We start from the raw sequence: 23834 nt of genomic DNA on the forward strand, positions 1-23834 counted from the left end.
CTTTTCCTGGCCTGGCTATATTCCTGGACCTCTCGAATTTACAGTTATTCCATTACGGTACTCACCCGGACATAGTCAATTTCGGCTGTACTGCTGTAGGCAGTCATCGCGAGTGACTTGTTTATTTCTAAATTGTTATTATGATCCGAGAGTACCCTAGTACCATTGATGTAATAACTCAACTTACCATCTTGAACAACTACCTTTAATAAGTTGTAATTCCTACTTCTCAACACACTGGTTGTTTTCCATTTGGATTCCTCAGTATAAAACTGCTTTTCCCCAATAAAAAAACGGCTCCATTTATTACCCATCAACCAAGCGACACCTATGTGTCCATCGTTAGATTTTTCAGTAATTTTCAATTTTGTCTCAATTACAAAGTTTTTAGTCTTTATAAAAAAATCGTCACTAGTGATCGCCCGAAATTCGTCTGTGCCCACCAAAGTACACTTTCCATTCTTAATTTTTGCATAACTGGTATTTAGATTATTCCAGCCATTGCGATTCGAAGTGAACCCATCTAAAATATCAAATTCTATCTTTCCACTAACGTAAGTTCGCATGGTCTTACCAGGTGATGGCGAATACGCCACATACAATAATTCACCTTCCCTATCGTAAGATTCTGATTTAACTAGCCGTTTCGATTTATCGTACCACTTTTTGGAAGAGAGTTTATCACCATTATAAGCGGTAACAGACCTTGCATAGCCTTTAGATTTCAGATTGGACAATCGATTATTGCGATCTCGATAAGATATTTCGATATTTCTACCTGACTTGTCATAATCGTAATTTACAGTAGCGTAGCCTTCGGAATTATTAACGAGATTCCCACCTACATTTTGATAAGAGATCAAAGTCAAGTTGCCTTTTTCATCAAAAGAATTCAAGTATTTATGGTAACCTTCTTTTGATCGTATTTTCTGATCCAAGGCATTGTAATAGCTTTCTTCGATAACCTTACCTCTATAGTTAAATTTACTCCTGGCTATCGCATATCCCAATTCGGCATTGATCAGCTGGTCGGTCTGGTTTACGTAGTAGGTTTTAATGCGATTTCCATGAGCATCGTACTCGTATCGCTTTTCAGCAGCAACGCCTTCAATTTTTGCCAACCTTCCATCCTTCCTTAGGTTTGATTCACTAATCAGTCTCCCGATAGGATCATAAGCTTTTGAACTCTCAAAAACCCCGTCAGTATTTTGAGATTTTGTTTCGCCATTGGCTTCAAAGTATCGTTGAGAAATGAGTCGGCCAGACTTATCATAGTCCATCTTCACTACAGGAACGCCGTAGTTATTTTTGTCTGTGGGTTTTAAGTCATCATTGAAGAAACTTACTCTTGTAATATTTCCATTTCTATCATAAACATATGAAACAGAGGAATAACCATCATCAGTGATGGTGGCCTCACTATCTTTATCAATGTACGTTTTTTGTAAAATCTGGCCTTTTTCGTCATAATTAGCATACCAACCAGCATATTGTTTTTTATTTAATGCGGGCTTTAGGTCCTGGTCATAATACTTGAGTTCCACGACCTGACCACCCTTATATTTATACTTCGTAATGAGATAGCCATCAGCATAGGCCCCATCCTTATTGATCCTCGCAAATTCTGTTTGATTTCCCTGATCATCATATTTAGCCTTCCAGCCTGCATAACCCTCACTTTGCATGACAGGCAGATTATCTTCATCATGATAAAGTACAGACGTTTTGTTTCCTTTAGCATCATATTCTGAAATAACCCGGGCGTAGCCAATTTCTCCAGAAGTGAGTGTACTGTCCAAGCCAAGAAATTCTCTGGACACCTCGTGACCTAAATTATCGTATTCGTACTTTATTCCTGAAATTCCTTCCTTGCTCAAAGTAGGCTCATTAGACTCTCCATAGTAACCAATCTGGGTTGTGTTTCCTTTTTGATCATATCTGGTTCTGGTAATCGCAACATTTCCGCTACCTACAACAGGTTTTCCATCAACACCAATTCGAGTAAATTCGACCACATTACTTCTTTCGTCGTATTTAGCTAAATACCCATGTGTTCCATCCCTCTGCAGACTTGGTTTTTTTTCCGTATCAAAAACCCGAAAATCAATGGTATTCCCCAAACTATCTCTTTGGATTTTGAAACCGGCATACCCGCTACCTGAATAGGTCAATTCATTTTGTGGATTTCGGAACCACGATTCGGAAATATTCCCTTTATCGTCATACTCACTGGTGATGATTGCAATGCCGGACGTGCTGTAAGTGATTTGTCCCTGGGCGTCGTAGTATACGGTGGAGGTTGTATTTCCAAACTCATCGTATTCATATCTCTGACCAGCCACTCCATTATTTGACGCTGCTCGTTTCCCTTCTGTATCCAGATAAAAATGATAAAGCTCATTACCATTTTCATCGTAAGCAGATTCCCAACCGAAAATGCCAACTTCTGTGATCATCGGATTATCCTCGTCATCATAATATTCCTCACGGATTGGATTTCCATATTCATCATAATAAACTACTTCATATGAATGTCCTTGTGAATTTCGAGTCAGGCCCCCTTCCTTATCTATCCATGACGCACGGATACGATTATCTTCAAGATCGTATTCATAGGTTTTACCAGCAAAGCCTAATTGGGTTTCTTTAAGGTTTCCTTCCCGGTCAAGGTAATTGATGCTTCGGATACGACCTTTTTCATCTACGCCAATTTTACGGCCAAAAATTCCATTTTGATCACTGGTCAATTCATTCTGGATTTTGGCATATAAAACCCTAGAAACAAAGCCATTTTCATCATAATCCAATAACCACCTTGTGATCTCTCCCTTATCTTCTTTCTCCAAAAACGGATCAGTGAACATCTCTGAAGACTGACCTGCCAATGAAAGCTCTGTACCAAATTCATCAGCTTGGCGGAATGTCACCACATTCAATTTTTGATTATAGTCCTTGATATACAAGACTTTCCCATTGTCATCAAGTACCTCTACAAAATCTATCTTTCCATCCGATTGATAGAAGTACCTGGCATGATAAGGTCTCTCCACATCTTCGGAGTTACGGTATTCTTTGATCAACCCAATATGATTGACCCTAGAAATTCGTCGCAATTTGTAGCCCTGATACTCAAATTTTATTGCAGTTTCAGCTCTCTGAAATTCATCTTTATTCAATCGATGGATTCCTTCGGCCACACCCCAACGTTCGACATAATCTCGATATATCCTTACTTTCACTCTGGAATAATCCCAATACCAGCCACCGGCACCAAATAATAAGAATAAAATCGCTGCGACCACCCATTTCAAGGCTTTGGAAGAGCTACTTTTCTCCTCAACAGGTGCAATGGCCTGGGTAAGGTGCTCTTTGAAGGCTTCGCAGGATTCAAATCTATCTTCTGGGAGTTTCTCGACTGCCTGATCGATGATTATTTGGACATTATCACTGGCATAAGGATAAAATTCTTTAGCTCTTGGCAATTGTTCCTCCACGATCTTATGATTGATCTCATACTCAGACATGGTAGTATCATCATATGGTGCCTGGCCTGAGATCATTTGATGCAGCACGACGCCTAAGGCATAGATATCTGACCGAATATCTACACTCTGTCCCTGGACTTGTTCAGGGCTCATGTACAAAGCGGTTCCCATTTTGGTTCCCACCTTTGTCTCTCCTGGAACGCTTTCTTTGATGATTCGGGCAATCCCAAAGTCGAGGACTTTTACTTTCAGGTCTTCAGTGATGAGGATATTAGAAGGTTTAATATCTCTATGAACAATTCCTTGTGCATGTGCATAGGTGAAGGCATCCAACAACTGGCCAAACATTTCAAGGGTTCTTTCCTCGGGAATGGGTCCAGAGATTTTTCTGATGTATTCATCAAGTGTTTCTCCTCTAACATATTCCATGATAAGGAAAACGCCCTCTTCATTCTCAACATAATTCAGGAATTTGACAATATTTTGATGATCAAGAGAAGCCAACAGATTTGCTTCTTGTTCAAACCTTCGTTTGACTTCTTGATGGTTAGCAAGTCTCGAAGCTAAGACCTTGATCGCGACTTTTTGATCAATATAAGTATTGGAAGCAAGGAATACTTGCCCCATGCCCCCTTGTCCAATGAGTTCTTCTATCTGATAGTTCAGTACTTTCTTTCCCTTCATGGTTCTAAGACATTTTAATAGTGTTAAGTCGGTTTATATTCATAGTAAAGCCAGGTTAAAAACAGGTACAGTGCAAACCCGATAAAAGACAGAATACCTGACAACTTTGCTTCTTTTACATGACGATTATACCAGGTGTAATACCTTACCCATCCGATGATGGGGATCAATAAACAAATAGCTAAATCAAAGAAGGACTTCTCTTTTTCTGTTTTGGTATTTCTATGAATAGATGAATGATTCGGAATTCTACTCGAATTATCAAAACAGCCCTCAATTTTTGACCAGGGAAGTTGCACTTTCCCTGCCAGGAAAATCTTGCTATCAGGACCAATTTCGCAACGCCGATGCACATATTGATTATTGTCGATAATCGTACCATTGCTACTGTTATCGCGCAAGTAATAGTGGATACCATCAAACGTGATTTCTGCATGGAATCGACTTACAGAATTTTTATCGTCATTCACCGTAATATTGCAGGAGTCATCCCGGCCTACAGTAACTTTTGCTAAGTCGTCAGTTGTTTCGGAGCTCCCTTCTCGAAAATTTAATGCGTCAAGGAACGATCTACAATCCTGAAATCTCCTGGTCATGTTTTTGTCTGTGGCCCGATCAACAATGGATTGGATGTGATCAGAAACAAAAGGATACAAATCCCTCATTCTGGGTAACGGCTCATTGATGATTTTCTTCATCAATTCATACTCCGAAAGTGTCTTAAGGTCATAAGGCGGTTTGCCGGTGATCATATAGAACAGCGTGACACCAAGAGAATAAATATCTGTGCGGTTATCAATGGTCAGTCCCTTAGTCTGTTCAGGGCTCATAAATGTTACTGTACCTAAAACCGCACCCACCCTGGTCCTCTTCGAATCAAATGCTTTTGCCACGCCAAAGTCAATGATCTTCACACTCATATCTGTACCAATGAGGATATTGCTGGGTTTTATATCACGATGAATGATATCCTTCTGATGAAAGTACCCTACAGCGGCAAGAATCTGACTGAAAATCTCATTTGCTTTTACCTCCGGAATGGGACCAGATTGTTCAATGATGTGAGAACTCAAAGGCATGCCATCACAATATTCCATAACCATGTATAGCCTGTTGGCAGTTTCTACTACTTTGTAGATCCTTATTACATTGGGATGATTAAGCTTTTTAAGTGTCTCCGCTTCAGCCAAAAATCGAATGCGATATTCTTCGACATGAACAAACTTTGAGTACAATTCCTTGATGGCATATTCTGCTTTATTCACGTCACTTCGAACGTGGTAAACTCGTGCCATTCCTCCTTCACCAAGGGTGCTTAAAATTTCGTACTTCCCAATTTTAGCTTCCATAAAACCTTTAGCTAAATGTTATGATCTGGACAGTGATATTATCTGGTCCACCACCTCTATTCGCCATTTCAATAAGCTTATTGGCTTTTTCCTGTTCTGTACCTTCCTTTTTCAAAACTCTTTCAATTCGAGCATCTCCTACGACACCTGTCAACCCATCGGAGCAAAGCAAAAAGCTATCTCCTCTTTTCGCTGGAATAGGATTCGAGGCTAACTCAGGTTCAATGTTCTCTTTGATACCTAAAGCCCTAGTGATCTCATTTTTTCTAGGATGTTGTTCTGCCTCCTCACTGGAGATAATTCCCTTATCCACCAATGTCTGTACGAAGGAATGATCCTTCGTCAATCTTTCTAATCGTCTTTTGGAAAGAAGGTAGATCCGACTATCTCCTACATGTGAATAATACACATTAAGACCTTTGATAAGAATAGCAACACATGTTGCGCCCATACCTTTGAACTTAGGGTAATTCCGCGCATATCTAATGATTGCTTCATTTGCGGCAATAATTGATTCATAAAGGCCTACCCTTGGGTCCTGAAATACCTTTTTATCCATGTAAGCACAAATGGTCTCTACAGCTAATTGAGCAGCCTTAGCACCTCCAACATGCCCTCCCATTCCGTCACAAACGAGGTAGAGTTCACCGTTCCTTGTCTCTTGCGATCCGTAATAATCTTCATTTGCTTTTCTAACCTGACCAACATGAGTGGCATTTCCTAGTCGATGACCCGTTGGTATGACACTTGAATTTATTTCCTGATCTTCTTCATCCTTGGTCAATTTCGTCTTCTTTTTCATATGGTGTCTGCTTACCACGATCAAAGTCAAAATCAACAAAATCAAGGCGATCCCCGCAATCAATATTGGTGTTTGGTATTTACGAATGAAAGGCATCAGGTCTTCTATAAATTCATCCGGGCCTTCCGCTTCGCTATTTTCCGTGAGTTTGTCAGTTCTCACAAAGAAATAGTTATTTCTCAGGGACTCCAATACTAAACTATCACCATTAGAATACGATATCATTTTTATCTCATGTTGTCTTTCAATAAGCTGAATAAGTGTGAGTGTAGTATCTAAACCCAACATGGGGATTTTAATAATCAAATCAGTTTTTGGCACCTCCACTTCAGGCCTGACCACTCTTGCCTCGTTCAATCTGTGTTGCGTTGAATTAACTTCAAAGGGCCCTTCCTTTTCGTTCGGTATTTCCTGCCCACTCACGACGCCAAATACCAATAGTTGATAGAGTATCGCTATCAAATAACCTATCTTTCTTTTATGCATTTCCATCACTAATCAGTAGGTGCCAGCATTAAATGAAGGTTGGTACTTCCAATTTGAATGACGTCACGATCACCCAAGACTCCTTCTTCTTTGCTAAATCCGTTAATGTTGGTGCCATTCGTTGAAAATTCATCTTTGAATCTGCAAAGACCACCTCGGAATAAAATGGTAACATGTTTTCCTGAAATTAAATTATCAGAATCAATGTGTATGTTACTTGATGCAGCGGAACCTATAACATTCTTGCCTTCATAAAGGTGAAAAACCTTCCCAAGGGGATCCAAATCGTATGTAATCAATACACCCATAAGTTTCTTCCCATCAGTTATATCCCCACCAAATATCCTGGTATGTTGAGACGGAGCCTTGTCATGCACCGCTTCTTGCATCGGTATCGTTTCTCCTCCATCGTCATTAATCGTTGTTTTATCAGAAGGTCGCGGACAGTAGGGACAAACCTCATAGATCTGATTATCGTAAATATGGCCTTGTGGACATTTTGTAGTACTTGTCATATACTCATGAATTTAAAATAGTCAATCAATTGATTCCTTGCTTAATGTCACTCCATTGTAGCTCATACCTCTTCGCAATTAAGATTTCATCAGTGGGTTTGATTTGCCTGATACCCACAATTTTTTGTCCATTGATGTACACTCCATTACTTGAATTTTCATCCTGAATCTGAATGTCTCCATTTTCGGAATACCATAGGGTGGCGTGAAGTCTTGAGACATCATTACCACCTATCACGATATCACATTTTGATCCACGACCGATAGTTCTTTTGGTCACGGTTCCCTTGCTTGGGAAGGATTGAAAATGAGGGGTCCATTCGACTGGGTAGCGACCTACGGAAACCCGATCCGATTTCCGCAGCGATGCTTCATCAATTTTTTGTCCATTGACATACGTTCCATTTGTAGAATTCAAATCAACGATCCGAATCTTATTGCTGCGATCCATAGTGATTACGGCATGTTCGTTGGATATTGAAGAGTGGTTCAGGACAATATCATTTTGCGGAGATCGACCAATTTTCACTTCTTTGAGGTAAAACCCAATTGTTGATCCTCCACTATAGAAACTCAAATCGGAATTCAAGTTTTGAAGTCTATTTTCATGGTCATTTCCAGAGGTCAGATAAGTCTTTTCATCTATGAGTAAACCAGTGATTCCCCCACCAGGACAATCAGGAGCCTGGCATATGAAATCCGAAGTAGGGATCTCGTAGTAAGTATCACACAACATGCAGTAGTAACCCATCAGTCTAAGGTTGAAGGTTATCGATGAGTTGAAGAAGATTCTTCTTTACTGAAGCATGATTTTGCTCGTATACTTCATTAGTAATCAAATTCTTTTCAAGGTCTGATTTCAATGCTAACCATCTTCTTTCAAGAATTTTTGTCCGCTTGGACAAACTTTCAGAAATATTCTGACCTTCGGTAAGTAGCAAATGAAAAGCTTCCGTTAGATCATAATTTAGAGCCAAGGATTTCAACTTATTGTGAAGAGATTGCTCCGGTTTGCTTTCATTTTTTTTATCTCCAGGATTATCATTTCCTACTTGATTCGAAATATTACTCACGTGAATATTCGAACTGTTCGAAATACTCAAAATTTGACCTTTGTTCTCTTTTTTATCCATCATGCAGAATGTCTTATTTTATATCTCATACCTGAAATCCTGATACTTCTGGATTTGCTGATATTGATACTCTGGCTGTTATTGATATTATTGATGATCAGTTGTTTCAATTCCTCAGTCAGAAGATCGTTGGCCTTGGCAAATTCTTCAATTCCCACCATGATTGTGAAGGTGGCTAACTTAATGTAAGACTCAAGGTCCATCTTCTCAAAAGCGTTGCCCAAGTCATTATTGATCTCACTTCGTATAAAATATTTTCGTAATAACCAGTGATAAATCCATAGCCAATAGGTCAATGGAGAGGTTACCACGAATAGCAAGACCTGGTGCCAGGCATACTTGTTCCTTAAATGTATCCTGGTATTTATTGCCAGCTGCTTTCCGACGGTATCTAGATTTACAAAATATGAAATCTGACTGTTCCGCATCGAAACAAGCTTTATTTTCAGGAATAGCCTTGCATCCGATTCTAAATGACTATCAATGACCTTAACGATCTCCGAGGAGAACCTTTGATTTGTTCCGAAACGAGCTTTTACACTTTGGGAAAGGTGATAATATAAATTTCTAGCAAGCTCCTCTGAATTTTTACTTAGATTTTTGACACCTATCGGGATAGTTTCATTCTTTAAAAGTTGACCATATCGTTGAAATAATAAGTCATCATAAAACCACTCACTTTTGCCTTCTGCATATCCTTTCTCGGCAAAGAAGCAAATCAGCGTAATGATCATAATGATCAAAAAAAGCAGGGTAAGAATGGTCGCTAACCAAATTGGAATGAATTCGTTCAGGATTGAGCCTTGGGATCCAATGGCCACATTTGCAATCATAGCATAAATACCAATTGTCGATATCGCGGCCATTACATTCTTTATACCATGACGCAATGGACCCAGCAATAATGGAATACACAGAACTATTAAACTCACTAAAACGACGAGGACAGCATTCATAACGGCGAAGTATTTATGTCAAAACTAGAATTTGAACTCGCACCGTATTATCGTAGCTTCTATTGATTTTGTATCCCCAAAATTGAGGAGGCCGCAATGGAAATTTCATGATAATCAACCAGCGCTACTGAATTATGAAAAGGAAGAATTCTCTTTTTAAGAATGTTATTCAAGGTATGAAAACTGTAGTTTGACGGCTGATTTAAATCCGTACAAGCACATCCCTTACATATAGGCATTTCAACGAAAGTGTTTTCATGACCTCCTCAGAATTGAGGAATGGAAATCGTAAATACCACCGATTCCATCATTATCTTTTATCTCTCAAATTTGAAAAAAAACTGATTTAACCATGACAGATTCAATGATTCATCACAGGATGGTTTTCGCACCATTCGAAGAAGTTACTCAAGGAAATGGTGCCATGCCCGATGACAAAGAGAGACCCGGGGGTCAAATCCCAGAGGAAGATGAAAGTAGCGACCCTGAATCAGAAAGAGGAGGGGGTGGAATTCCAGAAGGAGATGATGGAGAAGACCCTGATCCCGAGAAACCAGGGGGTGAAATACCAGATTGACCCCTTTTAAGTTAAGATCCGAGTAGAGTTTTCCTAAAACTTTATCTCGAAAAAAATTGAATGGGTTATATTCCAAATAGTCTGAATATAACCTATTTACGATCTGGCCTATGTTCCAAGCCCTAAAAATTCCAAGTGTGTGGATTTTAACCTTACTTATCAAAATATTAATAATCGCAGATAGCCTGGCTCAAGACCAAAGATTGGTGGACAGTCTACAGAACCAACTAACACTCAACATTGATTCAGACCTCAAAATAGATGTGTTAAACGAGCTCTCCTGGGTACTTAAAAATTCAGATCAGGAAAAAGCGAAAGCGTATGGGCTTCAAGCTTTGCAACTCAGTAAAGTACTGCAAGATTTCGAAAAACAAGCGACGAGCCTAAATCGAATTGGAGAAGTCGAACGAATATGGGGCAATCTCAATCAAGCTGTTGTCTACTTTGAAAATGCCTTATCCATCGAGCGTGAAATTAACCATGTTTACGGTATCGCACGAGCTCAATCCAATCTATGTACAACCTATAAAAACCTAGGCTTTTACAGAAAAGCTGAAGAAGCTGGCCTGGAATGCCTTCAACTTTTTCAAAGACTTAACAGGACCTTATCAGTCAAACGAACTTACCAACGACTGGCACTTGTCTACCAAAAGATGAGACAACCGGATAAGGCAATCTCTATGCTTCAGAAAAAACTAGATTTAGATTCTACTAGCACTGATTCAGTTAGCATTGGTAATTCCTTGATGACCATTGGAAACATGTATTATCAGGGCGCTAGTTATGATGTAGCCATAACCTACCTAAATAAAGCCCGGGATATTTGGGTAAAAAAGGGAAATAGACAAAAAGAAGCATTCGTTTACACAGATCTCAGCAGGATCTACATACAGCTTGAAGAATATTCAACAGCCGAACTTCTCAATAAAAAAAGTATTCAGCTTAAAGACAGTTTGCAGGTTCCGTTACTATCGGCCACTAATTACAATAATCTAGCGTTGATCAAAGCCAAAAACGGTGATTTTGACAGTGCAAAAATTTTCTATCACAAAAGCATCACGTTGAAATTACTGGGGGGGTCCAAAAAAGGCCTCTCCTTGAGTTACTACAACCTTGGAACGCTCTTCAAAGACGAGGAAAATCTGGACTCAGCAATTCATTATTTTCAGAAGAGTCTAGAGGCAAAACCCGAATCACCAGGATTGAAAATGGAACTCTACTGGAACTTATCAAATATGTTCTATTTGAAACGTGACTTTGAAAGGTCAAATAATTTCAAAACGGAGTATGGGATTATTCGAGACAGCCTCGACCTATTAGTAGAAGAAGCCGCCAGGGCCAAAGACAACTTCGAATTTGAACAAAGAGAAAAGCTCAGACTAACGAAAGAAAGTCAGATCAAACAAGTTCAGCTGGCAAAGCGAACCCAGCTTACCTACTTCTTAATTGCCGGCTTGATTCTTTTATCTCTACTCTTTGTTGTAGGATTTCACTATTACCGAATTCGAAAAAACACGGTCATTTCGGAGAAAAACGCCAAAATCAACCAACAACAAATTGATGACTTGTTAAAAAATCACGAACTCAAAGAATTAGGAGCGCGACTAGACGGTCAGGAGAAAGAACGTGTTCGAATAGCCCGTGAGCTACATGACCGATTGGGGAGTACGCTTTCTATTGCAAAAATGCATTTTAAATCAGTCGAGCAAAATCTCAACCACCTCCAAAAACAAAATCAGGAGCAATACGAAAAAGCCACTGATTTATTAGATCAAGCCGTTGATGAAGTCAGGTCTATTTCAAATGAAATGATCTCTGGTGAGCTGTACAAATTTGGTTTGGTCCAGGCCCTGAGAAGTCTGAGGAATTCAGTAAATGAATCGAATGAATTAAACATCAAGTTCATCGAAAAGGGTTTTGATGGAGAAAGAATGTCTTACGACACTGAGATTAACATCTACAGATGTATTCAAGAGTTGCTTAGCAATACGCTGAAACATGCAAATGCATCTGAGGTCATTATTCAACTCATCAAAACAGAAAAGCAAATCCATGTTCAGGTAGAGGACGATGGAATTGGATTTGACACACATAGAATCGCTGATGGAGGAATTGGATTGAAAAATATAAGAGCTAGAGCTGAGCAATTAGATGCGGAAGTAAACATTGATGCCCGAATTGGAAATGGGACCTTCATAACTATTGATATACCATTGAAAAACTTATGATAAAGTTATTGTTAGCAGATGATCATCAAATCGTTTTAGATGGTCTATCCTCTTTATTGTCTAAGGAAAGAGATATGAAAATTATTGACGAAGTGCCGGACGGGGAATTGGTATTAAAAGTTCTTGCTACTAAACAGGTGGACATAGTCATACTAGACATTGAAATGCCAGAATTAGATGGCATTGAAACGACCAAGGCCATTAAAGAGACATACAAAACGGTTAAGGTATTGATCCTAAGTATGTATAATGACGAGGAATTTATAAAGCAAATCATTCAAATCGGAGCCTCAGGCTATATTCTCAAAAATCGAGGAAAAGAAGAACTGGTAGATGCTATTCGTAAAATAGCTGAAGGTGGACAGTTTTTTGGTGAAGCAGTAACCAATGTTCTTATCGAGGGACTAAGAAAGCCAAAGAACCTGCAAGAAAAAGAAGAGGTCATCTTGACCCGGAGAGAAAAGGAAGTATTGGGCTTGATTTCACATGGTCTTACTACCCCTCAAATAGCTGAAAAACTTTTCATTGCACATAGCACCGTAGAAACTCATCGAAGAAATTTGATCGACAAGACCAATTCCTCTAACACAAAAGCTTTGATTAGGTACGCTTATAAAAATGGCTTGGTGGATTGAATACAGGTGGTAAGCAAATCATGAAATACTCCAATTGTTTTGAAAGATAGACGATAATCATTAGAAAGATAAAATGAAAAAGGCACTTCTTGTAGGAATCAACGATTATGACTGGGCTCCTTTGAATGGCTGTGCCAGCGATGCTATCGCCATGGCGAAGGTGCTGGGAAGAAATTATGATCAAGAGTCCAACTTTGCATGTAAGGTTATTATTTCAGATCGAGAAAAAAATCATTATGATATTGAAGACATTCCAGTTTTTATAAATCATGATGTGAAGAGATCGAACTTGCGAAAAGCTGTGGAAGAACTTTTCTCGGATCCGAGTGATGTCGCTCTTTTCTACTTTTCAGGTCATGGACATGAAAGTGATATGGGTGGCAGTCTGGTCACAACAGATGCTAAAAAATATGACGAAGGAGTGGCAATAGTTGACATCCTTCGAATGGCTAACAGTGCTACACATATAAGAGAAATAATTCTAATTCTGGATTGCTGTCATAGTGGGCAGCTAGGCAATTTACCAGATTATGAAAACAACCGTGCTCTTCTCAGAAAAGGCATCTCTATCTTGACTGCCAGTACAGCAGAGCAAGTGGCAAGAGAAAGAAATGGCCATGGGGTGTTTACCAGTGTTCTAATTGAAGGACTTTTAGGAGGAGCCGCAAATTTGATTGGAAACGTAACCTCTGCAAGTCTATATAATTTCGCAGATAAGGCTTTAGGAGCATTCGAGCAGAGGCCAGTTTACAAATCCCACGTCATTTCCTTACGCACCATAAGAAGATCTGAACCACAGCTAACCATACAGGAAATAAGAGAGATTCCAAAAATCTTTCCTCAGATCGATCATCAAAAATTCCTGGATAAAAGTTATGAACCAGCAATAGAACCTAGAGATAGGAAAAACGAGCTAGAATATAAGTTAATTCAAAAGTTCATAGCGGCTTCTCTTGTTAAGCCTTCTTCAAGGGATCACATTTATTATGAAGCTATCGAAAATGGAAGTTGCGAATTGACAGCTCTTGGGAAACTTTATTGGCGAATGTCAAAAAATAATAGGATTTAAAATCAGTCACGAACAACTACTAAAACTGGCTCGGATCAAGTATCCTTTTTGAAAATTGAAATTAGACTTTTCGATGATATTTATTGCTAGATCCGATACTCCGAAGAATATCCCTGGATCCACATTAATTTCAACAAAAAAAGCCTCAGTTTTCACTGAGGATTTTTAGCGTGATTCGTCTGGGCTTACCCGCCTCTGCGGGCATGAACTTCTCACCCCAAGGCCATAAATGAAAAAACCCCGGGAAACCGGGGTTTAACTTTGTGATTCGTCTGGGGCTCGAACCCAGGACCCTCTCCTTAAAAGGGAGATGCTCTACCAGCTGAGCTAACGAATCTTACCTTTTACACTATTTTAACACCTGCTTTTGCGCTGCGTTTGTTAAAATTGCGGACGCAAAAGTAATGATACCTTTGTAAATCCAAAATGTAAAGTGAAAATAAAATCAAACTTCTTCATAATCTTCGCATTTTTTCTTTTCAACCTGCCTGGTTCGATGGCTTCGGACCTGAATCAAGCGGATTCTTTGTTCGAGGCGAAAAAATATACGGAAGCCCTGGAAGTGTATGAAAATATCTTTCAAAATGACCAGGCCTCCCCAAGTATGCTGCTCAAAATGGCATTCATCCAGGAAGGTCTGGAGAATTATGTCGATGCTCTTTACTATCTGAACCTCTACTACGAAAAGTCGGGGAACAAAAAGGCGCTGGTAAAAATGCAAGAAATTGCCGCGGCGAATGAGCTGGAAGGTTATGAGTTTACTGATCAGGATTACATTCTGAATATCCTCAGCAAAAACAAGTTACTTATTCAGATTGCCTTGTTGACACTCGCACTCTTGCTAATGGTCTACATCATTAGAAAATTTCAGAAAAAAGAATCAGCGAGGCTGCCATTGATTTTTCAGGTATTGATCATCGCAGTATTGTTTGTCTTCAATAATGAGACCTTTGCTACGGAAAGAGCCATCGTTCTCAATGATCATACCCTGCTTCGTTCTGCACCTTCCGCAGCAGCTGAACCGCTGGAATCTATTGAAAAAGGGCATCGGGTACGGGTACTGGAGCAATCAGAAGTCTGGGTCAAGATCGAATGGAACGATCAATCGGCCTATTTAAGAAAAGGACGCATCCGACTTATCTGATCAATCTATGGATTCCAGGCACATTATTTACCAGCTCGGTGAAGAATTCGAAACGGATGCAATTCCCGGGTCCCCTCCTATACATCAGACATCCAATTACCTTTTCAATAGTGTAAAGGGCATGCAGGCGGCACTAAGAGAGGAGCACGGCCTTCCCTTTTATACACGTGGCACCAACCCTACTGTGCAATTGCTCTCTAAAAAAATTGCTGCATTAGAATCCATGGAGGATGCACTGGTTTTTGGCAGTGGTAGTGCTGCTATCTCATCTGCGTTATTATCTTTTCTAAAGGCTGGTGATCATGTTGTTTGCACAGCCTCTCCATATAGTTGGACGGGTAAACTGATGCGGAACTGGTTGTCCCGATTTCAGGTGGCCGTGGATTTTTTTGGCCCTGAAGATGATCTTAAACAAGCCTTAAAGTCCAACACGCGACTGATCTATCTTGAAAGTCCCAATTCCTGGACTTTCGAAGCTTACGATCTGCAAACCGTTGGGCAATTAGCGAGAAAAATGGGTATCCTAACCATTTTGGATAACAGCTACGCGACTCCCTTGCTTCAAAGACCTGCTGAAGCATCCATTGACCTGGTGGTCCATTCCGCCACCAAATATCTGGGTGGACATAGCGATCTGGTTGCAGGTGTAGTATGTGGTTCTACAGCACACATCACCACTATCTTCAAGGAAGCGTACATGACCCTCGGAGGCATCATTTCTCCGAATGATGCATGGCTACTGCTTCGTTCGTTAAGAACGCTCCCACAGCGACTGGAAGCCATCCAAAAAAGCACTAAATCAATTATGGGATTCCTGCTGGAGCACCCGGTCATTCAAAAAGTGCATTACCCACAATCACCCAGTCAATCATTGAAGGACATGAGCGGCTTGTTCACCATAGACCTGAAAACAGATGACACACAAAAAGTGGAGCAGTTTTGTGATGCGTTCAAAGTATTCAAGCTTGGCCCTTCCTGGGGATCTTTCCATTCGCTCATATTTCCGGCAATCACGACCATCAACTCCATGAATTATCATGCTGAAGATACCGTGGCGGGCAGAATTCGGATCAGCATCGGACTGGAAGATGAAACAGTATTAATTGAAGATTTATCCAACGCGCTGGACTTACTTTCGTAAAAAGGTGAAACTGGTATCATGTTTGCCAGAAGGAAAGTCAAAACCTCAATACTAAAGCATGCCCTTGCTAAGGAATTACCTTGCCATTTGTATCCTATTCATTTCGTCTTTAGGCTTTAGCCAGAATCAATCGATCATTCGTGGAAAAGTGACCGATGAAAATGGCGTCGGACTCCCTTTCGCGACTTTGTTACTACAAAATACCTCGATCGGGACCACCACCAACCTTCAGGGCGAATTTGAATTCAGCATTCCTGTCGGAAGTCATCAGATGATCGTTCAGTTTGTGGGTTATGAACGCCAGATCATCCCTATCAATGATGGAAACACAACTTCTCTGAACATTGCAATGGAACCGGTTATTCTGCAACTGAATGCGGTCACAGTTTCTGCAAAGGATAAAGATCCGGCTTATCGGGTAATTCGTGAGACAATCAAGAAAAGAAAATACCACCGCGATCTGGTGCAAGCCTTTGGTTGTGATGTCTACATCAAAGGATTGCAGCGATTGGATGACCGACCGGATAAGATCCTGGGTGTAACGATCACGGTGGATACTGGGATCGTATACCTATCTGAATCGGTTTCACAATTCCAGTTCGAACGACCCAATAAGATCAAGGAGGTCATGATCTCTTCAAAAGTTAGTGGCAACAACAATGCCTTTAGCTGGAACCAGGCTTCGGACATGCTGCTCAACTTCTACGAAAATGGCTTTTCACCGGAAGGCCTTTCCGAGCGACCGATTGTATCCCCTATTGCCAATAATGCATTCTTTTTCTACGATTACAAACTAGAAGGATTTTATCAGGAAGGAGATCGGTTCGTCAACAAGATCAAGGTGATCCCCAGAAGAGCCACAGATCCGGTTTACAGCGGTTATTTATACATTGTGGAAGACCAGTGGAACATTCACAGTGTGGACCTTTTGGTAACCAAAGAACGTGGTGTCGAATTCCTGGACTCTATCCGGGTTCATCAGGTTTATGCGGCCATGGATCACGACATCTGGATGCCCGTCTCTCAGGACTTCACCTTTCAATTCAAAGTATTTGGATTCAAAGGCAGTGGCCACTTTGTGGGTGTTTATAGCAACTATGTCGTGGAGCCAAACTATGATGTTTATCAACCGAAAACAGCGACTCACACGTCTCAAGAGAAAGTAGATCTCTTCAAAAAAGGGCACTTCACCCGAGAGGTCATGAAAGTAGAAGAAGAGGCAAATGACCGGGATTCACTCTACTGGATCAAAGTCCGACCGATCCCGCTTTCTAAAATCGAACAAGAAGATTACATCGTCAAGGATAGCGTTCGTCTGGTGAAAGAATCTCGCCCCTATAAAGATTCGGTAGATCGAAAAAGCAATACCATCAAGCCTGGCAATTTATTGACCGGTTACACTTATCGAAATTCCTTCAAAGGTAATTACTACACTTCCAGCCCCTTATTGAATGTGATCAACTTCAATTCCGTAGAAGGTTGGGTGCTAGATTTTACTGTGAACTATAGAAAAATATTAGATCGAAGAACCATCTGGAGCATCCAACCTACAGTCCGATATGGATTTGGAAATGAACAATGGTACGGCAAATTGGAGACCTTGTATTATGTGGATGACCGAAAATTCACTCGCTGGGGCGTATCCGGCGGCCATTACATTGAACAACTGAACGCCAACAATCCCATCGATTTCTGGAGTAACTCTTACTTCACCATCACGGAAAGACGGAATTTCATGAAGATCTTCTCCAAAAGCTTTCTTCACCTTAATTGGCGACAGGAAGTAAAGAATGGATTGCTCTTAAATGTATCTACCGAATTTCAACGCAGGAATCCAATGGAAAACAACGTCACGAAAGCCTTTGGTGAATCCGACGAAAACGCCTATTCTTCCAACCACCCTGAAAACATTGAGGTGGCCAATACACAATTTGACACACACAATGCTACATTTTTAAATGCGAGCTTACGATGGCGCCCAGGCCAACGCTACATCAACCGTCCTGATCGTAAGGTCATCCTGGGTTCTAAATATCCGGATCTGACACTAAGTATCCGCGCTGCTGTGCCTGTCACACATAATGCCGCTGACTTTCAGCAAATCAGTTTCAAGGTCTCAGATAATCTTTTTCTGGGTTATTTCGGAAGTCTTAATTATTCTACGACTATCGGAACATTCTTAAGTAAGAACCGATTGGAATTCCTGGACTTTCATCATTTCAATGGCAATCGCATTTATACAGGACAGTTTGGAGTAACTAATTTTCAGACCCTCGACTATTACTTATTCTCAACCCAGGATCAATATTTTGAAGCACATGCGGAACACCATTTCAATGAATTCCTACTGAACAACATTCCTTTGATCAAGAAACTCAATTGGCAGACTGTTGCTTCCGTCCATACCTTGAACACCCCGTCAGCCGGCAATTTTACTGAATGGGGAATTGGTATTGAACACATCTTCAAATTCCTCCGGATTGACTATTACCAGGGTTATCATCGAGGAAAGCTTTTCTCAAAAGGCGTTCGGATCGGAGCAGGGTTTTGATGATTTAAAACGGTCGCTTACTCATCCCAAAATATGCCTCATTCAACTGCAAACTTTACCTTGGGATTTTAATTAATCCAAGACAAAATATAATTTTGCCACCACACTCTACCACAGGTAATCAACCATATTTTCAACCTATTTTTTTAATCCTTTTGGGATTAATCAGTCGTATCTATGAAAATGAATACCATTCGAGGGCGGATTTTATTTGGTTATTTATTACTTACTGCAGCCATATTGACCATCATGGGCTTGTCCTATTGGTTGTTGCTGCAACATCGGAACATATCTGATGCAGAACATCAGGTCAACACGGTATATACACACTATTTGGAATTGGCGCAGGAGTGTCAAAACGTATTGCATGTGGATGTCCGAACCCCTTCATTTCATCAAGTTGAGAATACCGAGCACCTACAGTCCATCAACGCTGCATTCGAACGGCTATCCTCATCTATGATGGTACTCGAAGAAAGTCCAATTCCGGAATTTCGCTATTTCCACGAAAAATTCATCAAACTCGATACGTTAATCTCTGACTACCATCACCTCTATCAAGAACTTGTTCAACTTTATCATGAAAAGGGTTTTACCAATACAGGGCTTGCAGGCTTGATGCGACAAAAGATCCATGAATTAGAGAAAACACACCAATTCATTACCTTATCAGATGTTTTGCAATTACGCCGCTTAGAAAAAGACTACTTCTTGAGGAATGACTACACCTACGTTTTAGCTCATCAAAATCTGGTTGAGTCCATCTTACCTAACATACCAAAAGGCCATAAGGAAGCAGTTTTACTTGAAGCATACGCTGAACTTTTTTACAAGATCATCAAGCTTGAAGGAATCATTGGTAATGAAAAAGACGGGATGGTTGCTGCCTTATTCGATACCCAAGAGAAAGTTGGGACACAGTTGACCCAGGCCCAGGGAGAAATGAAATCTACTGCAGGTATTTTGATTCAAAACTTATTTATCAACCTGGGATTAGCTGTATTAGTCTGCATTCTTATCACTGTTTTTTCAATCGTCTTCCTGCCTCCTTTAATCGTAAGGCCCATTAAACGATTAAGCACCTCCATGCAAGACATCATCGAAAATGACTTTAAAGAGGAGATCGGTCCTAACAGTAACAAAGGAATAGTGGAGATTGATGAACTCTCGTCAGCTTACAAGACGCTGTTAATCCAAATCCGCAATCAGTTTGAGCATGTCAATCATCAAAACGAGGAGCTTCGTCAGCTGAATGAAAAGCTTACGATTTCAGAATCCAAAGCCACAGAACTGGCGAAGATGAAAGATAAATTCTTCTCTATTCTGTCACATGATCTACGGGGCCCAATGAGTACGGCACTCATGTTTTTATCTGCCCTCAAAGAAGATCCGGAGAGTATGTCGAAACAAAGAATGGAAAGGTTCTTTATCAAGCTCAATGAAAACTTTACGAATCTGAATAACCTGATGGTCAATCTGCTTAACTGGGCTCGATCACAGATGCAGGCCATTCACGTAAACTCCGACAAGGTCAATCTATGTGAAGTAGCCAATAGAAATATCGCATTGTTTGCAGAACAACTCGAAGAAAAGGACCTCTCTTGTGAACTACTTTCCGACAAACCTGCTTTTAGTCTGGCTGACCAGAATATGATTGACTTTGTGATCCGGAATTTACTTTCTAATGCCATCAAGTTCACACCTGAAAAAGGAATGATCAAAATTCAGATGGAACAAGGAGAACATCAAACGGTGGTGAAAATCACTGATTCAGGTGTCGGTATGTCTGATGATCAAATTCACCGCCTTTTCGTTTCTGAAGAACATTTGAGCACAAATGGTACAGCGAATGAAATAGGCACCGGACTAGGATTGTCGCTTTGTCGTGAGTTTATTGAGCAGAATAAGGGTGAATTAAGTGTCACCTCAATCAAGGACCAGGGCACCACATTTTGCATTCACCTGCCAGCAGCAGCCTGACTTATTCCCCTGATGCTTGTTCAATCAGACCTGGGATATCCTCGACATTGACAAGCCCTGCCAGAAACAAAGCCCACTGACGGTACATCTGCGGATAATACATAGCAGTACCGGGAATGTGTTTGATCCCTTTGGCTTGACAATGGCCCATCAAGTATTGTCCGGGCATTTCGTGATCAAATGCCACTTGCGCCCCTTCCACAGCCTCCAAAAATCCCGGAGCTTCTTCCAAAGGCTTGTCGGTCACCGGCGAGGCATTTATGAATAGTTGCTTGGGACTTCCGTCATGCGGCTTCAAACCATATTGCTCATTGATCTGGACTACTGCTTCGCTTCTTCGGCCTGTTACATAGACCTTGAGGCCCATGCTTTTAAGGACATGATAAACCACATTGAATACACCACCATACCCATAAACAAGGGCTGTTTCGATGTTCAACCCTGCAATCCCTTCTTTGATCGCCTGCTCAAACCCATATGCATCCGTATTGTAGCCTAGGAGTCGATCACCTTTTCGAATGACTGTATTGACCGACTGTACACGCGCCGCTAAATCATCCAGTTCATCGAGGTGATGAATGACCTTTCCTTTGATGTCTTTGGAAATGGCGCCGCCAATGGCACCTAATCCACTAATAGCATTCACAAAATCATCTGGTAGGATCTTTGTCGCATCATCCTTCGCGGAGATAGGCAGGTAGGCAATATTTAATCCCAAAATGTCCTGCAAAAGGCGCTCATAACGGCGGATAGACGTAGGCCTACCAGAGGTAGAAATGATGTATTTTGTCCCAGTTGTAATGTTCATCTTTCCTTAAAGTTTTTCATCAACCCCTCACCGATCCATTTGGCTAAAGCTTCCCTATTGTCATCGATGAGTATCCTGCGTTGATCTTTAGAGTTGACGATGTTCCCTAATTCGATAAAAACTGCTGCCGGACTGGTATTCTTCAACACAAACAAACTACTGCGTGGTTTGACAGAACCACGATACGTCCGATTAGGTTGAAATTCTTTGTAGTTCCGATCGAAGGTCTTCAAGATATCATCAGCAAGTTTTTTCCCTCTGCGGCTGCTCGGATAGTGGTAGAAAAACACATCTACATTTTCATTGGTGGCTCGGCTGTCCACATGAATCACAACCATTCGCTGGTATTTGGATCCTCGATGTTTCCGATAAAGGCTATTAATGATGTCTGAACGCTGTTCCAGACGTTTGACCTGACTTCTTGGAATGCTTCCTCGAGTGTACGCATATTCATCCTTATCACAGGGCAGATAAGGGCCATCGCGAATCCCATCATTATCATCACGAACAATGAAGTAGACCAGGGCATTGCGTTGAATCAACCAACGGGCCAGTCTCAGCGTCACATCATACGCATACTCATCTTCGCATAAATCACCATTTGTTCGCTCAGCAACCGCACCTGGATCCGGACCTCCATGACCAGACACCAGATAAAAAACACTCCCTTCTAATTCATTACTGAGGATCTTTAGCCGTTCATGTTCTTTGCCAAAAATTGGATAAACCCGCCATTCTTCCTTCGGAACTACTACCCATTGAGGATTGATTTGATAAGAAACATCTTTCAATAAGGATTCATTCGCCCCAAGCCGTGAAGCATTTAATTTGACAAATTCGGTTTTGAATTTTCTATCTACTCCGTTTCGCTCCAGGAAACCATAAATGCCTTCACCTGAAAGTGGCGTAGCTCGTTTTAACTCCTGCGCATTTAGTGACAGACTGGCCACCAACATTCCGATCAACAGTGCCTTTTTGATCATGCTATCTGAAAACGCAAGTATAATCAAACGTGGTGCTCTTAAAAATTACCAGTCATGAATGATCGGATTATTTGTCACTTTACTGCATTTGTGGTATCACATTTTGATCAAATAGCTACAAATTCGCTTAAAAAAGGTGCTAGACAGGTAAAGAAATCTTTTATATCTTGACTCCTTTAAATAAAAACGGGCATAATTTTTTCGGAACATGAATGATAATGACCAGCATTTAGACGAACAAAGCCCTGAAGAAAGCCTTGAAGAAAATACGGATTACATCCCAAAAGGGCGAGGTTCAGAGTTGATGCGTGATGAACGTTACATCCAGGAACGACTTCAGACAAGCGAGCAGTTACTAAATGACTTAAGTTCAGAGAATCAAACCAAATACAAGCGATTGAAGAAATCGGAAATCATCATTGCTGCTACCATCCCATTTGCAGTAACACTTTCCAGTATTTCCCCTTTCAATGAGTCAGTATTGATGGAAACCATCCTTACGATCTATGCAGGAATTGGCGGCGCTGTACTTGCTTTGATGAGTAACGTTCTGAAAATGGGTGGCTTCTATGACAAATGGATGGAGTACCGCAGCAGGGCCGAGCTTTTGAAAAGAGAAGAATACCTGTATGTCACCAACATGCCACCTTACGAAAGCCTTGACGCGTTTCCGGTACTGGTAGAACGCGTAGAGCAAATTTTGAACGAACCTGAGGAAGAAACCGGAAATCAAGATGGCTAAGCAAAAGAAATTCGAAGGCACAACGCTCAACTACGAACCTATCAAGCGAAAACTCCCACTGCTAGCCGATGAAAAATACGTCCAGGAGCGGGTTCAGGATCAAATTGACTGGCACAAGCGCAAGAGTGAGTTGATGCACAAGAAATTTAACCGACTCAAAAATATCGATACGGTGGTTGCTTCCCTGGTCCCCGTCACGTTAAGTATACACAGTGCTTTAGGTGGAATAGGTGCCGGTGGTTATGGCCACACAGGGGAAGTGCTCCTGAAGATGATCACTGCAGCGGCAGGTGTATGGCTGACCATATCATCAGGCTTTTTTGAGGTCGAAGGGTACGAAAAGAAGGCCAAGGATTACAAAAAGCTCTACAAAAAACTCGAGACAGAAAAATTCAAATACCTGACCCGAACCGAACCTTACGATGAAGACGATGCCTATGGCAAAATCGTGATGAATGTTGAAAATCAGCTGCACCTTGATGTAATGAACTACTTCAAAGCGGAGGCCAATCAGTCTGGCGAAGAGGACGAAAAAGAAGATAAAAAGACAAAGTCAAATAAATAAA

The 23834-nt window shown here is 40.8% G+C and carries 19 protein-coding genes and 1 tRNA gene; 10 read left to right on the top strand and 10 right to left on the bottom strand.

Features of this window, described 5'->3' with window-relative positions; translation table 11 throughout:
- Window positions 1-44: 44 nt before the first annotated feature.
- The 7 genes from R8G66_21350 to R8G66_21380 are packed head-to-tail and all read right to left on the bottom strand — an operon-like array spanning window position 45 to window position 9320.
- Complete coding sequence (locus R8G66_21350) at window positions 45-4169, bottom strand: protein kinase (protein ID MDW3194933.1); 4125 nt, start codon at window positions 4167-4169, stop codon at window positions 45-47.
- A gap of 23 nt (window positions 4170-4192) precedes the next feature.
- On the bottom strand, window positions 4193-5518 hold the full coding sequence (locus R8G66_21355) for an FHA domain-containing serine/threonine-protein kinase (GenBank protein ID MDW3194934.1): 1326 nt from the start codon (window positions 5516-5518) through the stop codon (window positions 4193-4195).
- 7 nt (window positions 5519-5525) lie between these two features.
- On the bottom strand, window positions 5526-6806 hold the full coding sequence (locus R8G66_21360; protein ID MDW3194935.1) for a Stp1/IreP family PP2C-type Ser/Thr phosphatase: 1281 nt from the start codon (window positions 6804-6806) through the stop codon (window positions 5526-5528).
- An 8-nt stretch (window positions 6807-6814) separates the two neighbouring features.
- Window positions 6815-7321: an FHA domain-containing protein gene (locus tag R8G66_21365; protein MDW3194936.1), complete on the bottom strand. Its 507-nt coding sequence runs from the start codon at window positions 7319-7321 to the stop codon at window positions 6815-6817.
- A gap of 25 nt (window positions 7322-7346) precedes the next feature.
- Window positions 7347-8072 carry an FHA domain-containing protein gene (locus tag R8G66_21370; protein ID MDW3194937.1) on the bottom strand — a complete coding sequence of 242 codons (726 nt, stop codon included), beginning with the start codon at window positions 8070-8072 and terminating at the stop codon, window positions 7347-7349.
- Window positions 8073-8076: 4 nt separating this feature from the next.
- Complete coding sequence (locus tag R8G66_21375) at window positions 8077-8457, bottom strand: hypothetical protein (protein MDW3194938.1); 381 nt, start codon at window positions 8455-8457, stop codon at window positions 8077-8079.
- Complete coding sequence (locus R8G66_21380; GenBank protein MDW3194939.1) at window positions 8454-9320, bottom strand: hypothetical protein; 867 nt, start codon at window positions 9318-9320, stop codon at window positions 8454-8456. The genes R8G66_21375 and R8G66_21380 overlap by 4 nt, the downstream gene beginning before the upstream one ends.
- A gap of 442 nt (window positions 9321-9762) precedes the next feature.
- Here R8G66_21380 and R8G66_21385 point away from each other — a divergent pair, with 442 nt between their 5' ends.
- From R8G66_21385 to R8G66_21400, 4 genes are all read left to right on the top strand, one after another.
- Window positions 9763-9987 carry a hypothetical protein gene (locus R8G66_21385; GenBank protein MDW3194940.1) on the top strand — a complete coding sequence of 75 codons (225 nt, stop codon included), beginning with the start codon at window positions 9763-9765 and terminating at the stop codon, window positions 9985-9987.
- 137 nt (window positions 9988-10124) lie between these two features.
- The gene (locus tag R8G66_21390) at window positions 10125-12215 is read left to right on the top strand and encodes a sensor histidine kinase (protein MDW3194941.1); all 2091 of its coding nucleotides are present in this window, start codon (window positions 10125-10127) and stop codon (window positions 12213-12215) included.
- Window positions 12212-12850: a response regulator transcription factor gene (locus tag R8G66_21395; GenBank protein MDW3194942.1), complete on the top strand. Its 639-nt coding sequence runs from the start codon at window positions 12212-12214 to the stop codon at window positions 12848-12850. The genes R8G66_21390 and R8G66_21395 overlap by 4 nt, the downstream gene beginning before the upstream one ends.
- 73 nt (window positions 12851-12923) lie before the next feature.
- Window positions 12924-13919, top strand: coding sequence for a caspase family protein (locus R8G66_21400; protein ID MDW3194943.1), 996 nt, complete (start codon window positions 12924-12926; stop codon window positions 13917-13919).
- 264 nt (window positions 13920-14183) lie between these two features.
- On the opposite strand, the gene R8G66_21405 is transcribed toward R8G66_21400, so the two are convergent.
- Window positions 14184-14256: transfer RNA gene (locus tag R8G66_21405), tRNA-Lys, on the bottom strand.
- A 159-nt stretch (window positions 14257-14415) separates the two neighbouring features.
- On the opposite strand from R8G66_21405, the gene R8G66_21410 reads away from it, so the two are divergent.
- From R8G66_21410 to R8G66_21425, 4 genes are all read left to right on the top strand, one after another.
- Window positions 14416-15063 (top strand): SH3 domain-containing protein, encoded by a 648-nt coding sequence (locus R8G66_21410; GenBank protein MDW3194944.1) that lies wholly within the window; start codon window positions 14416-14418, stop codon window positions 15061-15063.
- Window positions 15064-15070: 7 nt separating this feature from the next.
- The gene (locus R8G66_21415) at window positions 15071-16204 is read left to right on the top strand and encodes a PLP-dependent aspartate aminotransferase family protein (GenBank protein ID MDW3194945.1); all 1134 of its coding nucleotides are present in this window, start codon (window positions 15071-15073) and stop codon (window positions 16202-16204) included.
- A 58-nt stretch (window positions 16205-16262) separates the two neighbouring features.
- Entirely contained in the window at window positions 16263-18755 is a 2493-nt protein-coding gene (locus R8G66_21420; protein ID MDW3194946.1) for a DUF5686 and carboxypeptidase regulatory-like domain-containing protein, read from the top strand.
- Window positions 18756-18932: 177 nt separating this feature from the next.
- The gene (locus R8G66_21425) at window positions 18933-20735 is read left to right on the top strand and encodes an ATP-binding protein (GenBank protein ID MDW3194947.1); all 1803 of its coding nucleotides are present in this window, start codon (window positions 18933-18935) and stop codon (window positions 20733-20735) included.
- 1 nt (window position 20736) lies between these two features.
- Here the strand turns inward: R8G66_21425 and R8G66_21430 are convergent, their stop codons facing one another.
- Both R8G66_21430 and R8G66_21435 read right to left on the bottom strand, forming a co-directional pair.
- Window positions 20737-21543, bottom strand: coding sequence for a hypothetical protein (locus R8G66_21430; protein ID MDW3194948.1), 807 nt, complete (start codon window positions 21541-21543; stop codon window positions 20737-20739).
- On the bottom strand, window positions 21540-22526 hold the full coding sequence (locus tag R8G66_21435; protein MDW3194949.1) for an N-acetylmuramoyl-L-alanine amidase: 987 nt from the start codon (window positions 22524-22526) through the stop codon (window positions 21540-21542). Before R8G66_21435 ends, R8G66_21430 begins: the two co-directional genes overlap by 4 nt.
- A gap of 208 nt (window positions 22527-22734) precedes the next feature.
- Here R8G66_21435 and R8G66_21440 point away from each other — a divergent pair, with 208 nt between their 5' ends.
- Window positions 22735-23268 carry a DUF4231 domain-containing protein gene (locus R8G66_21440; GenBank protein ID MDW3194950.1) on the top strand — a complete coding sequence of 178 codons (534 nt, stop codon included), beginning with the start codon at window positions 22735-22737 and terminating at the stop codon, window positions 23266-23268.
- On the top strand, window positions 23261-23833 hold the full coding sequence (locus tag R8G66_21445) for a DUF4231 domain-containing protein (protein MDW3194951.1): 573 nt from the start codon (window positions 23261-23263) through the stop codon (window positions 23831-23833). The genes R8G66_21440 and R8G66_21445 overlap by 8 nt, the downstream gene beginning before the upstream one ends.
- Window position 23834: the final 1 nt, after the last annotated feature.

It is taken from the genome of Cytophagales bacterium (assembly GCA_033344775.1).
Lineage (GTDB): Bacteria > Bacteroidota > Bacteroidia > Cytophagales > Cyclobacteriaceae > JAWPMT01.